Here is a 21,913-nt window from a genome sequence, read left to right as displayed (position 1 = left end):
TATATGTGATACGATTGAATATCGATCAACGAAAATTTTGGGGAATCATGTTTAGCCTTTTAAAGTCAGGACTTAACAAAATTCGGAAAGCCTTTTCTCGAACCCGTTCCCTTTTGGGCGATAAGGTGCGGGCTGTTCTTCGCAAACCCCTCGACGAAGAGACGTTGGATGAGCTTGAACAGGTCCTTTTCGAGGCAGACCTCGGGAGCACCCTCGCCCTTGAGTTTGTCGAACATGTCCGCCGCTCCGATAACCCGATCAAAACGATGCAAAATCACGCCAAGGAGATCCTCCATAAGCCCCCCCATGTTCAGGGGAAAGAGGCCAAGGAAGGACCCAAGGTGATCCTCATTGTGGGCGTTAACGGAAGTGGAAAGACCACCTCCTGCGCCAAACTCGCCCGCCTCTATAAAGAAGAGGGCAAAAAAGTGATGCTTGCTGCCGGCGACACCTTCCGCGCCGCCGCCATCGAACAGCTTGGGACCTGGGCAGACAAACTCAAGCTCGACTGCATCAAAGGAAAGTCAGGAGGCGATCCCTCGGCAACCATTTTCGATGCAGTGACCGCCGCCAAAGCGCGGGGGCATGACGTTGTCATCGCCGACACCGCCGGCCGCCTCCAGTCGAAGACCGACCTGATGAACGAGCTTTCCAAAATTAAACGGACCGTTGAGAAAGTGGTCCCCGATGGCCCCCATGAGATCTACCTTGTTCTCGATGCGACAACGGGGCAAAATGCCCTCGACCAAGCCAAAATCTTTAATGAATTTACCCCCTTAACCGGCCTCATTCTCACCAAGCTCGACGGCTCAGCCAAAGGGGGCATTATCCTATCGATCTACCACCAAATGGGGATCCCCATCCGCTTTATCGGCATCGGCGAAAAAGAGGACGACTTTCTCCCCTTTTCTCCCGAGCCTTATGTGGATGCCCTTTTCTCCTGAGGAGGCTGAATATAGAGAAGTTTATTGGGAAAATCGATATACATGACATGGTGCTTGATGAAGTCCATCCCTAAAAACCCATCGATTTCTCTGAGTTTTTCTGAAAGCTTTAAGAAGTAGAGCTTTTTCTTCCCAAAGTCAACCCCATTAATAGCAAAATGATTGGAGTCAAGACAGAGGAAGCCCTGGTAGCTCGTCTCTTTTTCCCGATCACTTGGATACTCATGCTCGTGAAGCATGGTGTAAGTAAACCCCGTATCAAGAAGCAGGGTTTTATCTCCGATATCTGTTGTTACATTCACAAGAATCCCAAACTTGTTTTTAGTAAATGGGAGCTTTATGAACGATTCGAGGTCATACCCGTTTTTCTTTAGTTTGCTAATGTTGTTCGAAATAATCACTTTTGATTTTTTGAAATCAAAGAGGAGGCTGCTTTTCTGAAAAAAACCTCTCCCTAGCACTCCAACCTTTTTATAAAAAACGCCTTCCTTAGGATTTTCCCAAATGGTTGTTTTAGCTTCCTTATCTTCGGGGTAGGCTGTAGCAACCACATTTTTAAATGCTAAATTGCCAATTTTCACATTAGGAACCTGGTAGTTGGGACACACAAATTTAGAGCCATCATAGATCTCCCAAAAGTCTGTCCCTAAAAACTTTTTATTTATAGATTCTAAGAGGGAGGAGCGGATCTTAAGCTCCAAAAAAGTTCCAAGATCTATTCCTAACAGATAAGAGTTATTCTCAACTTGCACCTCAATGATCGGAATTTTGCCAGCATTAAAACCCACAGGCAATTCAACATAGTCTTTACTACTACAAGAAAAGCCAAAGATAAGTAGGCTTAATATAAAGAAAAAGAAAGCCGAGGTCGCTTTCATCTAAAAGCTACCCTCTAAGTGAATACCGCCAGAAGCATTAGCATTTCCGTCTTTATCGACATCAACCCCACCTTGTACTGAAAATCTTACATCTCTATCTTCACTGGAGATTCCAACTTCACCTTCTACCTCCAAACCATCCTCACCAATATTCATGTCAAAAGAGTAGTCTCCATGAGCGCTACAATTTTCTCCGCATAGCACGATATTTGGGGCATTGTTTCCTGCAGTTAGGGTAACATGGCGCCCATTCCAAGAAGAGCCTTGCTCCTCTTCAACATTGTAAGCATCAAAGTTTTCTACTGAATCGTTAATTTCTGTAACCATAAGACTCTCCTTGTTTAAAGAAACAACGCCTGCATTGTTAATCTTATGTTTAATTGTCGTCAATTAATTTCTGGGAAGATCTCTTCGATCCCCTGTTTCCAGGGGTAGCAGGCGACATGCTCAAACTTTTTCATGAAGCGATCCTGACTTAAAACGATCGCCTCACAGTCGGGAATCTCTTTGGTGATCTTAATGAAGGAGCGTAGACTTACCTCGTCAACCGCCTCACCACTTTTTATCTCAATACAGAGAAGAGGTTTGCCCGGCCTTTCTACCACTAAATCGACCTCAACATCAGAGGTTGTCCGGATAAAAGAAAAGCGATAGTCGGGCTGAAAATAACTCCCTAAACGGTTGATCTCTAATAAAATAAAATGCTCAAAAGCCTCTCCATAAGCCGCTGTTTGGGGCGTCAAAGGAACCGAAAGGCGTCTAGAAAGGGTCCGAACAACACCAGGATCGAAAAAGTAAAACTTCGGCTTGCCAACTAGCCGTTTTCTAAAAGAGTTATGAAACGGCTCTAAGAAAAACCCCAACATCGTATCTTCTAAAATGGAAAAATACTCTTTAGCTGTTTTGTCATCGATCCCCACATCTCTTCCAATATTGGCATAGTTTATGATCTTCCCATTACACTGCGCCGCAACCTCAAGAAAGCGGCGAAAAGGTTGCAATTTTCTAACGAGCTGCTCATTTGCAATTTCCTCTTTAAGGTAAGTATCGGCATACGCGCGTAAAAAAGCCCTTTCTTCCTCTTCTCCTTGAAGGCTAAAAACTCGAGGGAGAGTTCCTGAATGGAGAGCCTTTTCTAAATCGAACCGCTCTTTGAGCTCAAAGCAAGAAAAGGGGTGGAGATGATAGACAAAAGCGCGACCCGCAAGTAAGTTGGCCCCATCTCTTTTTAGCTTCCTTGCACTCGACCCCGTTAAGATAAAGACCTTATCAACCTCTTCATCTTCGATCAGACGGTGCACTTCATCGAGCAGTTTTGGAACCTTTTGCACCTCATCAACAATGACATATTTTACCTTAGGAGGCAGCGCCTTTACAATCGCATAGAGCTCATCGGGCTTATTAAAAAACCGCTCTTCAACACTTGAGTCTAAAAGGTCTAACCACAAACACTCGTCTTGATTGAAGGACTGCTTGAGCAAGGTACTCTTCCCAGTTCCACGGGGGCCAAAGAGAAAAAAGCTCTGTTTAGTCGAAAATCGCCTTAGTCGGGGAAGCATGCCTACTCCATTGTTTACTGATATTTCTGGAGTATACTCCATTTTTTACAGAAAATCAACCTGTTTTATTCATTTTTCGGAGTATATTCCGGTTTTTACCGACATTTCCGGAGTATACTCCGAAAAAATCAGAAACTTTTTTGGGAGGTTTTACCTTCATGAGCAAGGAGCCACCTTTTTCGGGCTAGGCCACCCGCATACCCGGTAAGCTCTCCACTGGCACCTATAACGCGGTGGCAAGGGATGATAATGGCTAGCTGATTGCTCCCATTAGCTCTTCCAATGGCCCGTGCAGCTCCTTCCACCCCCAAAGCTTTTGCCATATCAGCATAAGAGCGGGTCTCCCCTATTGGAATGTTCTGCAGCTCCAGCCATACCTTCATTTGAAAAGGAGAACCGATGAGCTTTATTGGAGTATGAAAGTTCTCTAAGCAACCTTTAAAATAAAGGCCTAGCTCCTTTTTTATTGACTGAAGGGGAGGAGACTGACCGGGTACAATTGTCACTTTCATTTTTTTTCGAAGTCTTTCCACTTCTTTTTCTAGTCCACGACGACCGACAAACTCAAGTAGATAAAGAGCCTCTTCACCTCCAATCGCAACCATCGGGCCAAGAGGCGTATCGATCCAATCAGCTTTAAAAAGATTTACCTCTTCAGACCTTGCAGGAGGAAACCCCATAATTTTAGAAAAAGCATCACGAAATCCACTTCCTGACTCATAACCTGTTTCTAGTTGTGCATCAATAACGGGTCCCTTCTCTTTAATTTGTTTAAGGGCTATTCCCATTCGGCGAGCTCGCGCATAAGCAACAAAGGTCATTCCAAACCTCTTTTTAAAAACCCTCGATGCTTGAACGGCATTGGTCGATAACATGCGGAAGTCTTTTTCTTTCCATCTTTTTTCGGGATGCTGCTCCACAGCTTCAATAAGCCTGCGAACAACTTCAGGGGCTTGATCAGGCTGAGAAAGTGGATGACACCGTTTGCAAGGACGGAATCCCGCTAAAAGCGCTTCTTCAGCTTTTTCAAAAAATTCACAGTTCTCAAATTTTGGCTTCCGCGCAGGACAAACCGACCGACAGAAAACACCTGTCGTTTTTATCCCTACATAAAAGGTCCCATCATAGTCGGAATTTCTTGCAACTAAAGCGCTGTAGTATTCCTTTTTCAGCTCTAAAGATATCACCTTTGCCTCCTCGTTAAACCTCCAGAGTAAATTGTCCCGGAAAATCCCACCACCGAAAATTGAACACCAATTTTTTCTTGCAATAAAAAAAAAATGTCATTTATAGTTAATCTCAATTAACTAAAAGTTGCTAAAACAATCAACTGAGGAAACTATTTTTTTTCTATTAGGACTATCTTATCTACTTGCTGTTATCTCACCAGGCCCCTCTTTAGCGGTCATTGCAAAAAACAGCTTAAGCATCTCTTCAAGAGCTGGATTTCTTACAGCTGTTGGAACCACGTGTGGGATTGCTTTTCAAGCCTTTTATTCGTTAGCAGGACTTAGCTTCCTACAAAATAGCCCGAGGCTGCTCAGTATCTTGAACGTGTTGTTAGGGATCTATTTGATCTACTTAAGCATAAAGTTTCTTTTTCTTGAAAAAAAAGCAAAGAGAGCTCCCGATACTTCAAAAGAAAAAAACCGTTCTCTATCTTATTTTCACCACATCAAAGAAGGTTTTTTAGTAGATGTATTAAATCCTCTCGCTTTAGTTTTCTTTTTAGCCATTTTTTCCTCTTACACCAACCCTAACGACCCCACTTTTCTTAAGTTTGCCTACTGGATTGAAATTGTGGTGATTGGATTCTTGTGGTTTGGGGGTGTCTCTTTGTTACTTTCACATAGTAAATTAAGAAATATCCTTGTTCTAAAGTTAAGAAAGCCGATGATGATCATCATGTCATCGGTTTTATTTCTCTTAGGTATAAAATTAACGATCTCTTGTTTTTAAATTAAGGTGGTAATCAATGACAACAACCCTAAACACAGAAAAAAAATTAACCGCTTCAGAAGCGAGAAAACTCTTTCCTGGCTTAAATGATAAGGTCTTTTTAGATGCAGCCTGTGTGAGCTTAATTCCAACATCAGCAAAAGCAGCTATTGAAAATTTTTTAGATATGGCCCTTTACTGTAGAGCCAAAGATGCCTCACTCCATCATATCGAGATGGATAAAATGCGCTTAGAACCCATTGAGGAGGCTGCAAAACTTCTTAATGTCCCTACTAAAAACATTTGCCTTGTTGAGAGCACAACGCACGGCCTTAATATTGCAGCCAACACCATCCCTCTTGAAGAAGGTGATACTATTCTGATTCCTGATACAGAATTCCTGCAGGTTTCGATCCCTTGGATGAAAAAACAAGAAAAAATCAACCTCACTATCAAAGAAGTCAAAACAAAAGATAGTAAGCTAACGGTAGAAGATTTTGCAGAGCTTATCGATGAAAAAACAAAGGTGATTTGCACCTCTTCCGTGCAGTGGTGTACAGGACATCGCATTGATATAGAAGCCCTGGGAAAGCTTTGCAAAGAGAAAAATATTTGGCTTGTCGTCGATGGGGTTCATGAAATGGGAGCTTTAGATGTTGACTTAAGCCATCAATATGTCGATTTTTATATCGCTGGGGGACATAAATGGCTCAATTCCCCTTTTGGCTGCGGTGTGATGTGCCTTTCTGATAAGGTCTTAGACACCCTTGAACCCGACTCATATGGCTACTTAGCAACAGAAGATCCAGAAGGGGGGTGGGGAACCTATTTTAGAACCCCCTCCATTACCCCATTTGATAATTTTAAATTCTTGAGGACAGCCAAACGTTTCGAAATTGCAGGAACTTCTAATTATCCTGGAGCCATTGGGCTTGGAAAATCTTTGGCCCTTGTCAACCAAATCGGGATTCGCAACGTAGAAAAGAGGATACGGGAGCTAACAAATTTGCTTCACCAAGAGCTGAATAAACTCAATGTTTCTAAGGTGACAAAAGAAGATGGAGACTTAAGGTCGGGAATTACCGTCTTCAGCTATTTTAATGACCCCGAAAAAGATTTAGCTTTAGCAAACCAATTGCTCAAGAAAAAAATCTATATCTCACTCCGCTATACCTCAAACCTTGGTGGTTTGAGAATTTCAACACATTACTTTAATAATGAGGAGGATATCTTTAAATTAATTCAAGGAATTAAGGAGGCTACAAAGTGAACTCTCAGAAAAAAAGTGTTACAATTATTGGCGCAGGCCTCACAGGTCTCATGCTATCTATTTACCTCGCAAAAAGAGGGTATACCGTAACCATCTATGATTTTCGCCCCGATCCCGATGTTACCTACTATAAGTATGATGGCAGTGGGCGAGCCATGAGCTTAGATCTCTCTGTAAGAGGTCTCTTAGCTTTATCTGAAATTGGACTCGATAAAAACATTTTGTCTCGCTCTATTCCTATGAAGAAAAGGGTGATTCATCTCCTAGATGGAGCCCTTATTGACCTTCCCTATGGAAAGGGTGATGATACCTACATTAATACCGTCGCCCGCTCCGATCTCCATAAACATCTCCTCAGCAAGGCGAGAACCTTTAATGCAGTAAAAATCCATTTCAACCAAAGGTTTCTCTCCTTTGACCTCAAATCAAAAAAGGCCTCCTTTATAGACGAAATAACGCAAGAGGAGTACACAGTTCCAACAACACTTCTCGTAGGATGCGATGGGGTCCACTCCTCTGTTAGAGAGTACATCGAACAAACCTCTGGAACTTCTTTTGTTAAACACCCTTTTAATTATGAATATAAAGCCCTTAAAGTCCCCGCTTCTCTAGCAGAAGCATTAGAGCTTGAAGCCATGCACATGTGGCCAAGGCAAAACTCTATGCTCGTTGCCCAACCCGATTATGAAGGTTCCTTTACCTCTGTTCTTCTGCTGCCGAAAGATGGGACTAAAAGTTTCAAAAACATCTTAAAGAATCCTGAAACGATTCGCTCCTTTTTTCAACAAGAGTTTGGCGATGTTTGCCCCCTCATTCCCGATTTAGTCGAAGAAATGATAAATAATCCTATGGGATCTTTTGTGACAACAACTGGGGGGCAGTGGCAACTTGAAGGTAAGGTCCTAATCATGGGGGACAGTGCCCATAGTATGACTCCCTTTTTTGGACAGGGAATCAACTGCTGCTTTGAAGACTGCTACCTCCTTAACAAATACTTAGATAAATTTGAGGATAACTGGGATGTAGCCCTCCCTATCTTTGAAAAAAACCGAAAAATCGATACCGAAGCGATCGCAATTATGTCCTTAGAAAATTATCCCGAACTCACTAACCCCAACTGGAAGCACTTCATTTTACAACGAGAGATCGAAGACTTTCTTATGGATCATTACAAAGAGTTCTATACCTCCTATCATAATCTCGTTTGTTTTGATAAAGTCCCCTATCGCTATGCTAAATTTGTAAGGACCCTCCAAAAAGAATTAATCAAAGATATTTCCTATAAAATTAAAAGTATAAAAGAGCTAACGAAGAGTAAAATCCTCTCCGTGATTGATGACTATCAATTTAATATCAATCAATATTCACAAATGGCAACCTATGAACACATTGAAACCTAACGATCGCCTCCAACAGCTTGGAATCAAACTTCCCCCTCAACCAGCGGCTGTTGCTAACTACGTTCCCTTTATGCAGGTAGGTTCATTAATATTTATCTCAGGACAGCTGCCTATACTAGAAGGGAAGATCCAGTTTGCTGGCAAGGTCGGGCGTGAACTTACGGTTGAAGAAGGACGGGAAGCAGCTAGGCTCTGTACCTTAAATATCCTCAGTCAATTAAGCATCGCTTGCGAAGGAGACTTAAGCCGCGTCAAGCGTTGCGTTCGTTTGAGCGGATTTATTCAATCAACAGATGATTTTCAAAGCCAATCTATAGTAATGAATGGCGCTTCTGATTTGATTGTCGATCTATTTGGAGAGAAAGGGCGTCATACCCGCATCGCTGTCAGCGCCAACTCTCTCCCCTTAGGAAGCGCTGTTGAAGTCGAAGGCATTTTTGAATCTATTTCATAAGCTTCTCTTTTTTCAATCGATTATATTTTTATTTGAATGTTTAATATGACCATGGGCGCAAAAAATAAGGAGGTGCTCATATGTCACCCAATACAATTCCTGCGGGTCAATTCAAGACCCACTGTCTTCAAATTATGGAAACAGTAAAAAAGACAGGCAGACCGGTAATCATCACTAAAAGAAATGTTCCCATTGCTAAACTAACCCCCATAAAGAAAAAAAAGAAGAGAGCTTTGGGAAGCTAAAAGGAACGGTCCATACAAAAGGAAATATCGTGAATCCTATTAAGGAGAGTTGGGATGCCGATTCTTAAAGAGCTCAAAAAACACAAACTTTTAATAGATACACAAATTTGGATTTGGGCAATGGTTGGAGATCCTAAGTTACAGAAGCCTTTCCAGCGCGCTTTCGAAAGAGCATTAGAAGCCAATAGCATTTTAGTCTCTTCGATGTCTGTTTGGGAAATCGGTATGCTTGTTGAAAAAAAATGGATTAAAATAGATATGGACACTCTAGTGCTCTGTCAACCCTAAGAATTAGGATAGATTGGTTGAGATTTTTTTTGGCTGGTAAAGTGTGGAGATCGAATCTAAACTTTTATAAGTTTGTGAGATCGAACATGAAGCCAGCCGGAAAAAGATAAATCAAGATATCCTAATTCTTAGGGTTGACAGAGCACTAGACTGGGTGGAACAAGCTTTAGATATTCCTGGCATTCAACTTTCCACTATCACACCAAAAATCGCCATCCAGAGCACCAAACTGCTAGGTGAAGTTCATGGGGACCCTTTAGACCGTTTGCTTATTGCAACCGCATTCGAAGAAAATGCTGTTTTGGTCACTAAAGATCAGAAAATTTTGAAATACGCCAAAGGGAAATTTATCTCTGCATATAACCCGTGTTGCAGTTCCAAGTGATCTGTGGTTAAATGGTGGACATGAACGATTATTTTGCCCTTGTCAGCGACACCCTTGCCTACATCCAGGAAAAACTTCCTAGAGAGCATCGTCATATTATATCTGATGGAAGGGTTCTTTCTATGAGAGGTCTCCAAGGCGCCCGATGGAAAGAGCCCCAAAGCGGGCTCTTGAAGCAGGGCAACAATGGAGATTTCCATAGAAAGGGCCAAGACAGCAGAGAGAATTTGACGACGCTCTCTAAGCTTCCCCCGAAGGTTGAGCTTCCTCCACCGCCAAAAGAAGTGGTCGCGCCACCACCCACTCCTGAAGTGAAGCAGCCCCCTCCCCCTCCAAAGAAAAAAGCGTTCGAACTCAAGCCGCAGCCTAAGCCCTCTTCAGAATCCCTTTCTGGAACGTTGAAGATCCTGAAAGAAGTGGCACCAGATCTGTATGTCCATGATACGGTCCCTCCCGATCACAAGGCTAAGAGGGTTAAAGAGGCGTGGAAAGAAAAGCAGGAGACCCCCACCTTTCCGATCCTTTTCCAGGGAGCTCCCTACCGCTCCTTTGTGACCAATATCGCTAAAGCAATCGATTTGACCTATGGAACCTGTCGGATTGTGGAGGTCGAACCTCAGAAGAAATGGGATCTCTTTCTCGAGTCGGAAAACCTGAAACTCATATTGGCTCCCGATGCTCTTATTTTTGGAAACAAGGAGCTCCTCTCCTTTTATCAAGAAACGCCGCAACAAAAGGTCCGAACACTTGGGAAAGTTCCTCTCCTCCTTTTGCCCGACCTTTCTCTATACTACAAGGACCCGTATCTCAAACGGGCCCTTTGGAATGTCATATGCAATACAATCGGCAAACTACCGAATATTTAAAAGGATCATTTATGGATGAATACCCCGAAGCAGTAGAAGGTGATCAAAAGCTTGCTGAAGCAGCTCAAGAAATTTTAGACTGCATTGATAAAGGACAAGAAAAAACCTTTCCTTGGGAAGAAACCAAAAGTCGACTTAAAGAATGAAAGAAGGCTCATTTGCTGCCGTCATCCTAGATAAGGGGCTCGACCAGCCCCTCGACTACGCCCTGGAAGAGGAGGTGGAGGTGGGGACCCGCGTCCTGGTCCCCGTCCAAAACTCCCTCCGGAAAGGGACCATCGTCGCGATCAAAAAAGAGCCTTCTGTTGCCAAGGTCCAGCCGGTTCGGGAGATCCTTTCTGAGGAGCGCCTCATTAGCCCTAAGCTTTTTGAGCTGGCCGACTGGATCAGCCGCTACTACTGCACCTCGCTGAGAAAGGCGCTGAAAGTTCTTTTGCCCGCCACGATTCGGAAGGAAATAGGAGAAAAAGAGCAACTTTTTGTCCGCCGCCTTCTTCCTCCGAAAAAGGTGGGAGAGCTGATTGAGACTTTACGTGAAAAACATGCCTCGCAGGCGCGGGTTTTGGATGCGCTGATAAAAAAGCCGCAAGGGCTTTTATTGAGTGAGCTTTTAGAAGTGGCGCAGGTTTCAAAAAGCCCCGTCACCACGCTCGAAAAGAAGGGGATCGTAAAAGTGGAAAAGATGCAGATCGACCGTTCCCCTTTGGAAGAAATGGAGTTTTTTCCGACAAAACCCAAAAAGCTCAATGGAGAACAAGAAGAGGCTCTTGAAAAGATCGTGGGAACGCTGAAGTCTTTTCAGACCCACCTGATTCATGGGGTGACGGGAAGTGGAAAAACAGAGGTCTACTTGCAGGCGATTGCAGCGGCGCGGCAGATGGGACTCGGGGTCATTTTACTTGTCCCTGAAATTGCTCTGACTTCGCAGACGATCGAGCGGCTTAAGTCCCGCTTTACCGATAAGATGGGGATCTTGCACCACCGCCTGAGCGATGGGGAGCGGTTTGACATATGGCATGGAATCCGCAAAGGGGAAATTCCCATTGTGGTGGGAGCTCGCTCAGCCATTTTTAGCCCGGTTCAAAACTTGGGACTTATTATTGTCGATGAGGAGCATGAGTCTTCATACAAGCAAACCGATGAAGAGCCCTGTTACCACGCACGCGATGTGGCGATTATGCGGGGAAAACTTCATGGGGCAACGGTTGTTTTGGGAAGTGCCACCCCCTTGATCGAAAGTTATGCCAATGCACAGAAGGGAAAGTATACCCTCACCACTTTGAAAAAACGGGCCACCGATGCTTCCCTTCCCTCAGTCAAACTGATCGATATGAAGGTGGAATATACCAAATCGGAGGGGTTCATCCTTTTCTGCTCAGCATTGATCGATGCGATTAAAGACCGGTTATCTAAGGGAGAGCAAACCCTCCTCTTTCTCAACCGGCGGGGCTATCACTCTTTCCAAATGTGCGCCGGCTGCGGTGAAAGTGTCAAGTGCCCTCACTGCTCGGTGAGCTTAACCTTCCACAAAAAGACCAACCACCTCGCCTGCCACTTGTGCTCGTTTATTTTAGCTCCTCCGCCCAAGACCTGTCCCTCTTGTAAGGAATCAGCCACCCTCAGCTTCAAGGGAGTCGGGACCGAGCAGGTGGAGAGAACCCTCCACGCCCTCTTCCCCGATGTGCGGACGCTGAGGATGGATGCCGACACGACTCGCCATAAGGGAAGTCATGATCTTTTGTTCAAACAGTTCCGCTCGGGGAAAGCCGACATCTTGATCGGCACGCAGATGATCGCTAAAGGGCTCCATTTTCCTGCTGTCACTTTGGTCGGTGTTTTGAACTCCGATGGGGCGCTCAACCTTCCCGACTTCCGCTCCGCTGAAAATGTTTTCCAGCTCCTCACACAGGTCTCAGGGCGATCGGGACGGGGCGATTTAAAGGGAGAAGTGATCGTCCAAACCTCGATGAAGGGACATCCCATTTTCCACCATGCATCGAAAGAGGATTATGTCACTTTTTTCAAAGAAGAGGTGGAGGCAAGGGAGCTCTTTGGCTTCCCTCCCTTTGCCCGTTTGGCCAAGCTGGTTTTTTCAGGGAAAAACGAGTCCCATGTTCAGCATATTGCTGCGGAATTCCATGCAATTCTCCTCCAAAAACTCCCCCCAGCCTATACCCTCTATCCGGCCATCCCCTGCGGCTATGCCAAAATCAAAAATAATTATCGCTTTAAGCTCCTGATCAAGGGTCCCAACCCCCTTTTTCTCTCCTCCTTGATTAAGGAGACCCGGGAGGGATTTCCCCTCCCCCGCTCGATCCGCCTCCTGGTCGACATCGACCCCACCTCTACTTTTTAGAAAATTGGAAATTCAATTTCCAAATTGCAAAAAAAATCAGTAATAGTTTATAGTGAAGGAAATAGGAGAGGAACTATGATCCCGCGCCTCATCGAAAAGGAAATTTTAAAGCTCATTAAGGGCTTCCCCATCCTCGCCCTCACCGGCCCGAGACAATCGGGGAAAAGCACCCTTATCAAGGGGCTTTTCAAGGATGAATATGACTATGTTTCTTTAGAGAATCTCGATACGCGGGCCTTTGCTCAAAAAGACCCAAGAGGGTTTCTTGAAAAGTATCGAAAGAAGGTGATCTTTGATGAAGCGCAGTTGGTCCCTGAACTTTTTTCTTATTTGCAAGAAATTGTTGATGAGGATCAGATTCCAGGGCAATTTATCCTGACCGGATCGCAACACTTCCTCCTTTTGGAAAAAATTACCCAATCACTTGCTGGTCGGGTTGCAATGCTCCATCTCCTCCCTTTAAGTTTGGCAGAAAGGGAGAAAACTCCCAGCCTAGAGGAAACCCTTTATCGAGGTTTTTACCCTCCCCTTTATACACGAGATGTTGAGCCTTATCCGTGGTATGACAACTACATTCAAACCTATGTAGAGCGAGATCTTCGGGCTATTACCAACATCCATGACCTTGGCACTTTTCAGCGCTTTATGAAAATGTGTGCAGCACGCTGCGGCCAACTGATCGACCTCACTTCGCTTGGCAATGACTGTGGCATTTCTCATAATACAGCCAAGTCCTGGTTGAACATACTAGAGGCAAGCTTTATCACCTTTCCTATTACTCCTCACTTCAAAAACTTTAACAAGCGGCTCGTAAAAACCTCTAAGCTCTACTTCTATGATACGGGACTTTTATGCCACCTCCTCGACATTCGCTCTCCTTCTCAGCTATCCACTCACTATTTGCGGGGCGGTATTTTTGAATCTTTTGTTTTTTCTGAGCTGATGAAGGCTAGCTACAATATAGGAAGGCGTCCTAGCCTCTATTTTTGGAGAGACCAACAAGGGCATGAGATTGACTGCTTGGTCGAGCATGGAGAAAAACTTATTCCGATCGAAATCAAGTCGGGTAAAACAATCAACTCCGATTTTTTCTCTGGCCTAGAACACTGGTGCAACCTCGCCGGAGCCTCTCCTAAAGAGGGATATCTCATCTATGGCGGCAATGAGGATCAAAAACGGACTCTAGGAAACGTCCTTGGTTGGAAGTCTCTAGCGGACCAGGCGATGAATCTGGTCAACCATATATAGAGGGACTGAAAGGATATTCCCATCTCTACTCAAAGGAGCCATGGAAACTTTTACGCCGAGAGGGGAGCCTTTCTTCTCCATAAATTGATGCATGGAACGTAAGCGCCCGGTAGCACCCGCTTTCACCTCCAATGGAATAACAGAAGACTTCGAGGTAAGGAGATAATCTACTTCTGCTGAACTCCCTTTCTGCTCCCGCTTCCAGAAAAAAAGTTGGGGGCTTTCATAAAAATCTCTTAGATTCAAAAGCTCCTGCCCCACAAATTGTTCGGCAAGCCTTCCTGAGTGAATCTGCAAAAGATCTTCTTGCCAAAGCTCATTAATATCTACCCTATGAGCCGTATGCAAAAGACCAATATCAAGAAACAAAATCTTAAAGCGGTTTTCCTTAATCTGAGCAGATAAAGGAAAGCCCGATGCAGCTGTTGCATAAACGCGCGTTAACAGCCCTGCATAACAAAGCTGCTCAAGTGCAACTTTAATTTCTCTCGACTTTACATCTGCAGAAACATTCACATATTTAAAGTGGGTCGCAACAACCTTCGGCGCTTTTTCAAAGAGAAGCTGCAAGTGGCGGTGCTCTCCCTTTGAAGCATACTTTCCAAAGTCATTTTGATATGCCTGAAGAATAGAGAGCTGCACCCGACGACACTCTATAAGCGAATTTGTTTTCAAGTACTTTTGAACCACTGCAGGCATTCCCCCAAGAGCTAAATAAAGACGGAGCTCCTCAAGGAGTTTTTTGTGCACTTCGCCTGGAACCCCTTCCTTAATTTCAACTTCCCCTAAGAACTCTACTAATCTTTCATTCCCAGTATTCAGAAGAAATTCAGAAAAAGAGAGGGGTCCCATAAAAAGAAACTGAACCCGCCCCACGGGAAAAGAAAAATCTTCTTCACCTAACACAAACTCTAGAAGGGACCCTGCTCCAATGACATGAAGCTTTGGCATTTTTTCTTTAAAGTATCGGAGAGCCATAATCGCTTTAGGACACTCCTGAATCTCATCCAAAAAAAGGAGGGTTTTTTCAGGGATAATCTTCTTTTCGGATATCAACTCAAGACGGTTGAGGATCTTTTTAGGATCAAGCGTTTCAAAGCACTCACAAAACTCGGGTTGAAATTCAAAGTCGATTACAACCACAGAATCAAACGCTTTCTTTCCAAACTTCTCGATGATATAGCTTTTCCCGATTTGCCTTGCTCCTCTAAGGATCAGGGGAAGATGCTCTTTCTTTTTTCGCCACTCTTCTAGCTCTTTCTCAATGTATCGAAACATCACTTTAGCTCCTTTTCCTTGATTATATCCTATTTTTGGATAAAATACAAGGCTTTTTTATCCATTTATTGGACAAAATAGAGGGCTTTTTTATCCACTTTTTGGGCAAAATACAGGGTTAGCAACTTAAGTTGCTTATAAAAAGCAATTTAAGAGGTCAAATTTACCCCTACCCCAGCCGGTTGCAAAGTTTTTAAGTCCTTTGCTATGATGGGTGATTAACCTATTGGAGATACCATGACTGAAGTTAAAGAGATTGCACCCCCTGAGTACCACACCTATGAAGAGTTTCAGAACCGGACGGCAAAGCTCAAGGAAATCCGCGAGATGGGGATTGACCCTTACCCCCATAAATATGCCCCCACTCACCAGATGCGCGCGCTGCACGATAAGTTTGAGGGAGGAGCAGTCGGCAGCAGTGAAGAGGCAGCTGAAGGAAAAACCGATCAGGTGAGGATTTCAGGCCGCTTGGTCCTTTTCCGCGCGATGGGAAAAAATGCTTTTGGCCACACCCAAGATGAAACGGGCCGTCTTCAGATCATGTTTAACCGGGACCTCACCAAGGTGACTGGCCTTCCTGAAGAAAGTGAAGTCCGCCCCTTAAAATTTATCGAAAAGAAGATCGATCTCGGTGACATCGTCGGTGTCGAAGGACACCTTTTCCGCACACAAAAGGGAGAGCTCACCCTTTTTGCTAAAGAAGTCACCCTACTGTGTAAGACGCTCCTTCCCCTTCCTGACAAACATAGTGGGCTAGCCGATAAGGGAACCCGTTACCGAAAGCGATGGCTCGATCTAATCACCAACCCAGAAAGTGTTGAGCGGCTGAAAACCCGAAGCCTCCTTGTCTCTAAAATCCGTCGCTACTTTGAAGATACCGGTTTCATGGAGGTGGAAACCCCCGTTTTGCAAAACATCTATGGGGGAGCAGAGGCGAGCCCCTTTATCACCGAGCTCAATGCCCTCCACCAAACGATGTATCTCCGGATTGCGATTGAGATCTCTTTGAAAAAGCTCATTGTGGGAGGACTCTCTCGGGTCTTTGAGATCGGCAAAGTGTATCGGAATGAAGGACTCGATCGGACACATAATCCTGAGTTCACCATGCTCGAGTCCTACGCCGCCTACTGGGACTACAACGATGTGATGGTCCATACCGAAAACCTTTTCGCCCACCTCGCCAAAGAACTCTATGGCACGACAGAGATCGGCATGCGGAAAGATAAGCAAGGAAATGAACACCTCATCGACCTTAAAACGCCTTGGAAGCGGATGTCGATGAAAGAGGCGATCCAAACTTATGGCAAACTCGACCCCGACAAACTTTCCGATGATGACATGCGCCTCAAGCTGAAGGATAAGATCGAAGATGAAAAGATTAAAGATGCCCCCCGCGGAAAGTTGATTGCTTATCTCTTTGAGGAGTTTGCAGAGCACCACCTGATCCAACCCCACCACATTATCGACCACCCGATCGAAACGACTCCCCTCTGCAAGCTACACCGCGATCCGAAACTACGCGAAGAGCGGTTCGTCGAACGGTTTGAAACCTTTATCTTAGGCTATGAGTTTTGTAATGCGTATTCAGAGCTGAATGACCCTGAGCTGCAGCGGCAGCTTCTTGAGGATCAAAATCGCCTCCGTGAAGGGGGAGATGATGAGGCCAATCCGATGGATGAAGAGTTCATCGAGGCGATCTGCCAGGGGATGCCCCCAACTGGAGGTCTCGGGATTGGGATCGACCGTCTCACGATGCTCTTCACCGATGCCTTCTCTATAAGGGATGTGGTTTACTTCCCGATGATGCGCCCTGAAGAGTAAACAGTCTATTTTGCTCCACATTTCATCATATACAAGACAAGCGGCTTGTAATCTCCCCTATCTCCTTTTTTGAGCGCTGCAATATAGTCCTTCCTATGCTGTCCATTTTCCCCTAAATCTGTTGGCCAATAGGGAACTTTACATTTCCAAGCTTTCAAATAGCGGTCTGCAACAAGACGAGAAAACCTCCCATTTCCATTTGGGTAAGGATGAATCCAGACAAGTCGATGGTGTACTTGAGCGGCTTGCTCGATGGGTGCCATACCAGAATCTTTGCTGCACCAAAATTGGACATCACGACAGAGACTCTCAAGCGCTTCAGGAATTTGATAGGGCTTGAGACCAGGAATCGTTTGCGCTGTACGAAACTTCCCCGCCCAATCCCATACATCAAAAAACATAGCGCGATGAATTTCATTCAGTGTCGGAACATTAAACCAGCTTTGAGGCAACTTAACAGCCTTTATGAGATACTTATCAATTGCATCTGAAACATTTTCAGCTTCAACCTGGTTGAGTTCTTCTTGGGTTCTTACCCAATTGGGCTTTAGACCACTGATATCGTCTATAGGCGTTGCATCTTCTGGATAGAAAAACTTCATAACTCCTCCTCCCACAGTTCACGACCCGGTAGCTCTAATATTTTTCTCACTTCTTCATCAAAAAGCTCTCTAAATAACGCTTCATCTGGCTTCTGCTTTTCTAAGTTCATTGTACCTTTAAGATACGCCATTTTTTGCTTCACTTTAACGATTGCTTGCTTCTTAAGGATCATTTCTAGACTCTCTTTTGGAACAATCGTTATAAGCAAATCACTCTCCATTGCACTCAGTATCTTTTCTAATGTCCCAGCATTAGGCTTTAATCGTCCTGATTCAATTTTAGAAACAGTAGATTGAGGAACCTTTGCCCGCTTTGCAAGCACCCTTTGTGACATCTTTAGTTGCTTTCGGATAAGAGCAATCAATGGTCCTATCTCAACCCCTTTTTGCTCTATCTGGAGCTTTTGAGCTGCAGCTACTACCCTTTCTACAAAGAGCTTCTCTGATTTTTTCATCTTTCTTCCTTTTCTTTAAGATAGCCTTAAAGCTATCAAAAGTCAAGTTTTTGATTCATTATTAGAATCAAAAACAAGAGAAATTTAACCGTAAGAGGTTAATAGTCAAATAAAAGCATTTTGAGCATTTTTGTAGGCAATTTTGTCGACGATCCCCTCTGAAAGGTAGCTCCGGAGGAGTTCTAGAAACCGTGGGTAACAACTTGCATTGCTAAATGAGGGTTGGTAGGTGGGATGGTCGATCCCGGGAACCACAAGATCATCCCCATAAAAATCGGCACCAAGAGCCAAGGTATCTTCCCCTTCCCGATAAGCATAGTGGCTTGGCTGATAAGGGAACCCGCTACCGGAAGCGATGGTTCGATTTGATTACCAATCCAGAAAGTGTTGAGCGGCTGAAAACACGAAGCCTTCTCGTCTCTAAAATCCGTCGCTACTTTGAAGATACCGGCTTCATGGAGGTGGAAACCCCCGTCCTTCAAAACATCTATCGGGGCGCAGAGGCAAGCCCCTTCATCACTGAGCTCAACGCACTCCACCAAACAATGTATCTCCGGATTGTGATTGAGATTTCTTTGAAAAAACTCATTGTGGGAGGCCTGTCTCGAGTCTTCGAGATCGGGAAAGTCTATCGGAATGAGGGACTCGACCGGACTCACAATCCGGAGTTCACCATGCTCGAATCTTATGCCGCTTATTGGGACTACAACGATGTGATGGTTCATACCGAAAATCTCTTCGCCCACCTGGCAAAAGAGCTTTATGGAACGACAGAGATCGGGATGCGAAAAGATAAGCAAGGAAATGAACACCTCATCAATCTTAAAACTCCATGGAAGCGGATGTCGATGAAAGAGGCGATCCAAACCTATGGAAAAATCGATCCCGATAAACTTTCCGATGATGACATGCGCCTGAAGCTAAAAGGAAAGATCGAGGATGAAAAGATTAAGGATGCCCCCCGCGGAAAACTTATTTCTTACCTCTTCGAAGAGTTTGCGGAGCACTACCTGATCCAGCCCCACCACATTATCGACCACCCGATCGAAACCACTCCCCTCTGCAAGCTGCACCGCGATTCTAAACTGCGGGAAGAACGGTTTGTCGAACGGTTCGAAACCTTCATCCTGGGCTATGAGTTCTGTAATGCCTACTCAGAGCTGAATGATCCCGAGCTGCAGCGGCAGCTTCTTGAGGATCAAAACCGCCTCCGCGAAGGGGGAGATGATGAGGCCAACCCGATGGATGAAGAGTTTATCGAAGCGATCTGTCAAGGGATGCCTCCGACCGGCGGCCTAGGGATTGGAATCGACCGTCTTACGATGCTTTTCACAGACGCCTTTTCTATCCGCGATGTGGTCTATTTCCCGATGATGCGCCCTGAGGAATAAAACTTAGCGTAGGGCTTCAATCTCTTCGCTCAAAAGCCCAGTCGCTTCAGAAATCTGATTCACTGGGAGGCCCTGTTTAAGCAAAGCTTGTGCGATTTCTACCTTTTCTTCTTTTCGGCCTTCTTTGTGAGCTTTTCTTTCAGCAGCCTCCATAATTGCTAAGTGGTCTCTTTGATCATTAACACTTACTTCATAAGCCTTACGCGTTTTGGGGTCTGCAGAAAGCATCTCAAGTCGCTCTAAAGCCCTCTGAAAAACAGGGTCTTTCTTCAGAACTTCTATCTCATCTTCTTTAAGAAAAGGGGCATTATTCAGAATGTAGATCCATATCTCTTTATCGGTCTTTAGCTTATTTACTGGCTTTGACTTAAATTTCTTAAGGTCAACAATGGTTGCTTTCCAATGATCAAAGATATACTCGTTAGAAGCAGAAATCTGAGGTTTAAACCGATAGGTTTCTACCACTTCATGATGATTTAAGATCCCATTTTTCTCTTTCCGGTTACGGTGAAAGTCTATGATTGCTATGATATGGACCCTTGGAAGGTCAGCCCAGCCAATCATTTTTTTAGCTTTTTTATCGTTTAAGGCCTGTGAAGCAGTGGGTTGGTGGTAATGATATTCTATTTGTTCGGTATAGTCTTTGCCCAGGTAGTAAAGAAGCCTTTTATCAAACCCATCATGATTATAAGTCTGCATTTCAATGATATAGCGCTCCCCTCCCCTTGTCTTGACTGACAAATCAACGAAGGTTGAAGGCTTTCCCACTTCAACGCGCATTTTCCTAGGGTCAAGGAACTCTTCGATTTCTATACAGTCATCTCCTTCAAGCCCTAAGACAGCGTTGATAAAGCTTTCTAGGATCTCTTTGTTACTTTTATCTCCAAAAAAATCCTTGAAAACCACATCATTTTTTAAATCTAGTAGCTCTATCATATCCCTAATACTCCATTGGTCCCCATTTTAACATGAAAGAAGTGGTTTGTATACCCCAATTTTTATCCCCAAGCAACTAAAAGTCTAACAGTTATCTTTATGACTTTAAATCATTCATCAATAGCTATTTATTAGAGCTTGAGCTACAGCTCCTTCCCGAGAAAGCCTTCTCTATTCGGACTAGGAGACTTTGTTTTTGACTACCTGATAGGTTGGAGTTTTTGATTGATCTTTCAAGCTCTTGAAGTCCGCAAACACTTGGTTGCTTGTGCTTATTCTCAATTGCAGTAAGCTCTGCTGAAATCAAGCCTTGATGAGTGTCATTGAAAGATTTGAAGACCAAACTTAAAGTAGCACATCTTTTTTTGAAATGTGATTTTTTAAACCTTACACGCCATTATTACCCTTGAGAAGCTGATTATTAATTGCTTATTGTTTTTCCTTTTGATGACTCTCGCAGCTCTTGCCAACTAATCGATCAGGAGTTACAATACTGGGTAAGGAGTCACTATGGAAGTATTAGCAATTAGTTGGGGCCAATTAGCAGCCTTTATCACAGCATCTATCACCAGCTTAGCATGGGTCTACAAACTGATTGAAAAAAAATTTGACCGTGTAAATTTCGATATTAAAGACTTCCGTAAAGAAGTCGATGCTAGATTCGAGAAGGTCGACCATGATATTAAAGACTTCCGTAAAGAAGTTGATGCTAGATTCGAGAAGGTCGATGCTAGGTTTCAGAAGGTCGACCACGACATCAAAGATTTCCGCAAAGAAGTCGATCTTAAGTTTTCAAGAACCGATGATAAAATCGAACATCTTGGTGATCGGGTTGGAAAGGTCGAAAACAGACTCACTGCAATTGAAACGACCATCCCTTATATCGCCCCTAGGAAAGTGATCCCTTTTCCCATAGAAGAGGACCACAGTGAGAAAAAAGCTAATGAAGGATAAGCTCTTACACTAACTCCTACTTTTTTGGGGTCATATCCACATAAATTCAAACACTGGATTTTTGGCAGCACCCAAACAGCTTAACTTTTCGATCACATCAGTCGAGTGGCGCAAGGGGGGAAGTTCCCTTGCGCCACTCGACTATCAGATCCAAGAATAGCAGACCTTGACATCCTCCTCTCCCTAAAGGAAGAGGATTCCTAGATTGTCTAAACACACCCTAGGAGCAGACTCTTACCGCTAACTCCCTGCTGGTTCCTGCTTCAGTGTGAGATCTATAGCTTAACATCCCATGTGTCCCAAGGTACTCCACCATATTTTGAGCAACTTAGGGTAGCTACACTAAACTTGGTTTTTATTTCTTATTTGCTTAACCTTAGGAGCTACTCAACAGAACCTAAGCGAATTTCATTTGCAAAGGTCGTTTTTCGCCTTTCACCTCGGCCCTAGGTGATTGTTTTGCGTCAACTATTTTTGCCGGTTAGCGACAATTATCTTTGCCGCTTTACCTCTCTCAGATTAACTGCGTAATTTCTGTATAATCTGTTCCTGTTTAGCCTGGTGGGCTAATGTCAATTATTTTTGGTACTGACGACAATTAAGGTTCACCATTTGCCTAAGGACCTTTCAGCCTGGTCCTGTATC

The 21,913-nt window shown here is 44.2% G+C and carries 24 protein-coding genes; 15 read left to right on the top strand and 9 right to left on the bottom strand.

Features of this window, described 5'->3' with window-relative positions; all coding sequences use genetic code 11:
* Positions 1 to 47: 47 nt before the first annotated feature.
* A complete protein-coding gene (ftsY, locus tag NEPTK9_RS01670) occupies positions 48 to 944 on the top strand; it encodes a signal recognition particle-docking protein FtsY (protein WP_228546961.1) in 897 nt (298 codons plus the stop codon).
* Here ftsY and NEPTK9_RS01665 read toward each other — a convergent pair.
* From NEPTK9_RS01665 to NEPTK9_RS09875, 4 genes are all read right to left on the bottom strand, one after another.
* Entirely contained in the window at positions 920 to 1,822 is a 903-nt protein-coding gene (locus NEPTK9_RS01665; protein ID WP_194847095.1) for a hypothetical protein, read from the bottom strand. The two genes, ftsY and NEPTK9_RS01665, sit on opposite strands and share 25 nt — an antisense overlap.
* On the bottom strand, positions 1,823 to 2,149 hold the full coding sequence (locus NEPTK9_RS01660) for a hypothetical protein (RefSeq protein ID WP_194847094.1): 327 nt from the start codon (positions 2,147 to 2,149) through the stop codon (positions 1,823 to 1,825). It abuts the gene before it with no gap.
* 59 nt (positions 2,150 to 2,208) lie between these two features.
* On the bottom strand, positions 2,209 to 3,381 hold the full coding sequence (locus NEPTK9_RS01655; RefSeq protein WP_194847093.1) for an ATP-binding protein: 1,173 nt from the start codon (positions 3,379 to 3,381) through the stop codon (positions 2,209 to 2,211).
* Positions 3,382 to 3,509: 128 nt separating this feature from the next.
* Positions 3,510 to 4,568, bottom strand: a complete 1,059-nt coding sequence (locus NEPTK9_RS09875) for a methylated-DNA--[protein]-cysteine S-methyltransferase (protein WP_194847092.1) — start codon at positions 4,566 to 4,568, stop codon at positions 3,510 to 3,512.
* A 127-nt stretch (positions 4,569 to 4,695) separates the two neighbouring features.
* On the opposite strand from NEPTK9_RS09875, the gene NEPTK9_RS01645 reads away from it, so the two are divergent.
* The 11 genes from NEPTK9_RS01645 (at position 4,696) to NEPTK9_RS01600 (ending at position 13,831) form a co-directional block, all read left to right on the top strand.
* Entirely contained in the window at positions 4,696 to 5,340 is a 645-nt protein-coding gene (locus tag NEPTK9_RS01645; protein ID WP_194847091.1) for a LysE family transporter, read from the top strand.
* A gap of 16 nt (positions 5,341 to 5,356) precedes the next feature.
* Complete coding sequence (locus NEPTK9_RS01640; RefSeq protein ID WP_194847090.1) at positions 5,357 to 6,589, top strand: aminotransferase class V-fold PLP-dependent enzyme; 1,233 nt, start codon at positions 5,357 to 5,359, stop codon at positions 6,587 to 6,589.
* Positions 6,586 to 7,989 carry an FAD-dependent monooxygenase gene (locus NEPTK9_RS01635; RefSeq protein ID WP_194847089.1) on the top strand — a complete coding sequence of 468 codons (1,404 nt, stop codon included), beginning with the start codon at positions 6,586 to 6,588 and terminating at the stop codon, positions 7,987 to 7,989. The genes NEPTK9_RS01640 and NEPTK9_RS01635 overlap by 4 nt, the downstream gene beginning before the upstream one ends.
* On the top strand, positions 7,970 to 8,443 hold the full coding sequence (locus tag NEPTK9_RS01630; RefSeq protein ID WP_194847088.1) for a RidA family protein: 474 nt from the start codon (positions 7,970 to 7,972) through the stop codon (positions 8,441 to 8,443). Before NEPTK9_RS01635 ends, NEPTK9_RS01630 begins: the two co-directional genes overlap by 20 nt.
* 80 nt (positions 8,444 to 8,523) lie before the next feature.
* A complete protein-coding gene (locus NEPTK9_RS09955) occupies positions 8,524 to 8,688 on the top strand; it encodes a type II toxin-antitoxin system Phd/YefM family antitoxin (protein WP_420887661.1) in 165 nt (54 codons plus the stop codon).
* A gap of 54 nt (positions 8,689 to 8,742) precedes the next feature.
* Positions 8,743 to 8,976: a PIN domain-containing protein gene (locus NEPTK9_RS01620; protein ID WP_194847087.1), complete on the top strand. Its 234-nt coding sequence runs from the start codon at positions 8,743 to 8,745 to the stop codon at positions 8,974 to 8,976.
* Between the two features lie 79 nt (positions 8,977 to 9,055).
* Positions 9,056 to 9,361, top strand: a complete 306-nt coding sequence (locus NEPTK9_RS01615; RefSeq protein ID WP_320412041.1) for a PIN domain-containing protein — start codon at positions 9,056 to 9,058, stop codon at positions 9,359 to 9,361.
* Between the two features lie 20 nt (positions 9,362 to 9,381).
* Positions 9,382 to 10,227 carry a hypothetical protein gene (locus tag NEPTK9_RS01610; RefSeq protein ID WP_194847085.1) on the top strand — a complete coding sequence of 282 codons (846 nt, stop codon included), beginning with the start codon at positions 9,382 to 9,384 and terminating at the stop codon, positions 10,225 to 10,227.
* Between the two features lie 11 nt (positions 10,228 to 10,238).
* Positions 10,239 to 10,373, top strand: coding sequence for a hypothetical protein (locus tag NEPTK9_RS09810; RefSeq protein ID WP_267239220.1), 135 nt, complete (start codon positions 10,239 to 10,241; stop codon positions 10,371 to 10,373).
* A complete protein-coding gene (priA, locus tag NEPTK9_RS01605; protein WP_194847084.1) occupies positions 10,370 to 12,583 on the top strand; it encodes a replication restart helicase PriA in 2,214 nt (737 codons plus the stop codon). Before NEPTK9_RS09810 ends, priA begins: the two co-directional genes overlap by 4 nt.
* 75 nt (positions 12,584 to 12,658) lie before the next feature.
* A complete protein-coding gene (locus tag NEPTK9_RS01600) occupies positions 12,659 to 13,831 on the top strand; it encodes an ATP-binding protein (RefSeq protein WP_194847083.1) in 1,173 nt (390 codons plus the stop codon).
* Here NEPTK9_RS01600 and NEPTK9_RS01595 read toward each other — a convergent pair.
* Positions 13,793 to 15,109, bottom strand: a complete 1,317-nt coding sequence (locus NEPTK9_RS01595) for an ATP-binding protein (protein ID WP_194847082.1) — start codon at positions 15,107 to 15,109, stop codon at positions 13,793 to 13,795. The two genes, NEPTK9_RS01600 and NEPTK9_RS01595, sit on opposite strands and share 39 nt — an antisense overlap.
* A gap of 237 nt (positions 15,110 to 15,346) precedes the next feature.
* Between NEPTK9_RS01595 and lysS (NEPTK9_RS01590) the strand changes: the two genes are divergently transcribed.
* Positions 15,347 to 16,930, top strand: coding sequence for a lysine--tRNA ligase (gene lysS, locus NEPTK9_RS01590; protein ID WP_194847081.1), 1,584 nt, complete (start codon positions 15,347 to 15,349; stop codon positions 16,928 to 16,930).
* Between the two features lie 5 nt (positions 16,931 to 16,935).
* On the opposite strand, the gene NEPTK9_RS01585 is transcribed toward lysS (NEPTK9_RS01590), so the two are convergent.
* From NEPTK9_RS01585 to NEPTK9_RS01575, 3 genes are all read right to left on the bottom strand, one after another.
* Complete coding sequence (locus tag NEPTK9_RS01585) at positions 16,936 to 17,532, bottom strand: mobile mystery protein B (RefSeq protein ID WP_194847080.1); 597 nt, start codon at positions 17,530 to 17,532, stop codon at positions 16,936 to 16,938.
* The gene (locus NEPTK9_RS01580) at positions 17,529 to 17,987 is read right to left on the bottom strand and encodes a helix-turn-helix domain-containing protein (RefSeq protein ID WP_194847079.1); all 459 of its coding nucleotides are present in this window, start codon (positions 17,985 to 17,987) and stop codon (positions 17,529 to 17,531) included. Before NEPTK9_RS01580 ends, NEPTK9_RS01585 begins: the two co-directional genes overlap by 4 nt.
* Before the next feature lie 105 nt (positions 17,988 to 18,092).
* Positions 18,093 to 18,278 carry a hypothetical protein gene (locus NEPTK9_RS01575; RefSeq protein WP_194847126.1) on the bottom strand — a complete coding sequence of 62 codons (186 nt, stop codon included), beginning with the start codon at positions 18,276 to 18,278 and terminating at the stop codon, positions 18,093 to 18,095.
* Here NEPTK9_RS01575 and lysS (NEPTK9_RS01570) point away from each other — a divergent pair.
* Entirely contained in the window at positions 18,203 to 19,378 is a 1,176-nt protein-coding gene (lysS, locus tag NEPTK9_RS01570; RefSeq protein WP_194847078.1) for a lysine--tRNA ligase, read from the top strand. The two genes, NEPTK9_RS01575 and lysS (NEPTK9_RS01570), sit on opposite strands and share 76 nt — an antisense overlap.
* 3 nt (positions 19,379 to 19,381) lie before the next feature.
* Here the strand turns inward: lysS (NEPTK9_RS01570) and NEPTK9_RS01565 are convergent, their stop codons facing one another.
* A complete protein-coding gene (locus NEPTK9_RS01565; protein WP_194847077.1) occupies positions 19,382 to 20,314 on the bottom strand; it encodes an Rpn family recombination-promoting nuclease/putative transposase in 933 nt (310 codons plus the stop codon).
* A 510-nt stretch (positions 20,315 to 20,824) separates the two neighbouring features.
* Between NEPTK9_RS01565 and NEPTK9_RS01560 the strand changes: the two genes are divergently transcribed.
* Positions 20,825 to 21,268: a hypothetical protein gene (locus tag NEPTK9_RS01560; RefSeq protein WP_194847076.1), complete on the top strand. Its 444-nt coding sequence runs from the start codon at positions 20,825 to 20,827 to the stop codon at positions 21,266 to 21,268.
* Positions 21,269 to 21,913: the final 645 nt, after the last annotated feature.

Origin of the sequence: Candidatus Neptunochlamydia vexilliferae (assembly GCF_015356785.1) — a bacterium.
GTDB lineage: Bacteria > Chlamydiota > Chlamydiia > Chlamydiales > Simkaniaceae > Neptunichlamydia > Neptunichlamydia vexilliferae.
Note: the sequence above shows the minus strand (reverse complement) of the source record. Positions and strands in the feature narration are given on the sequence as shown.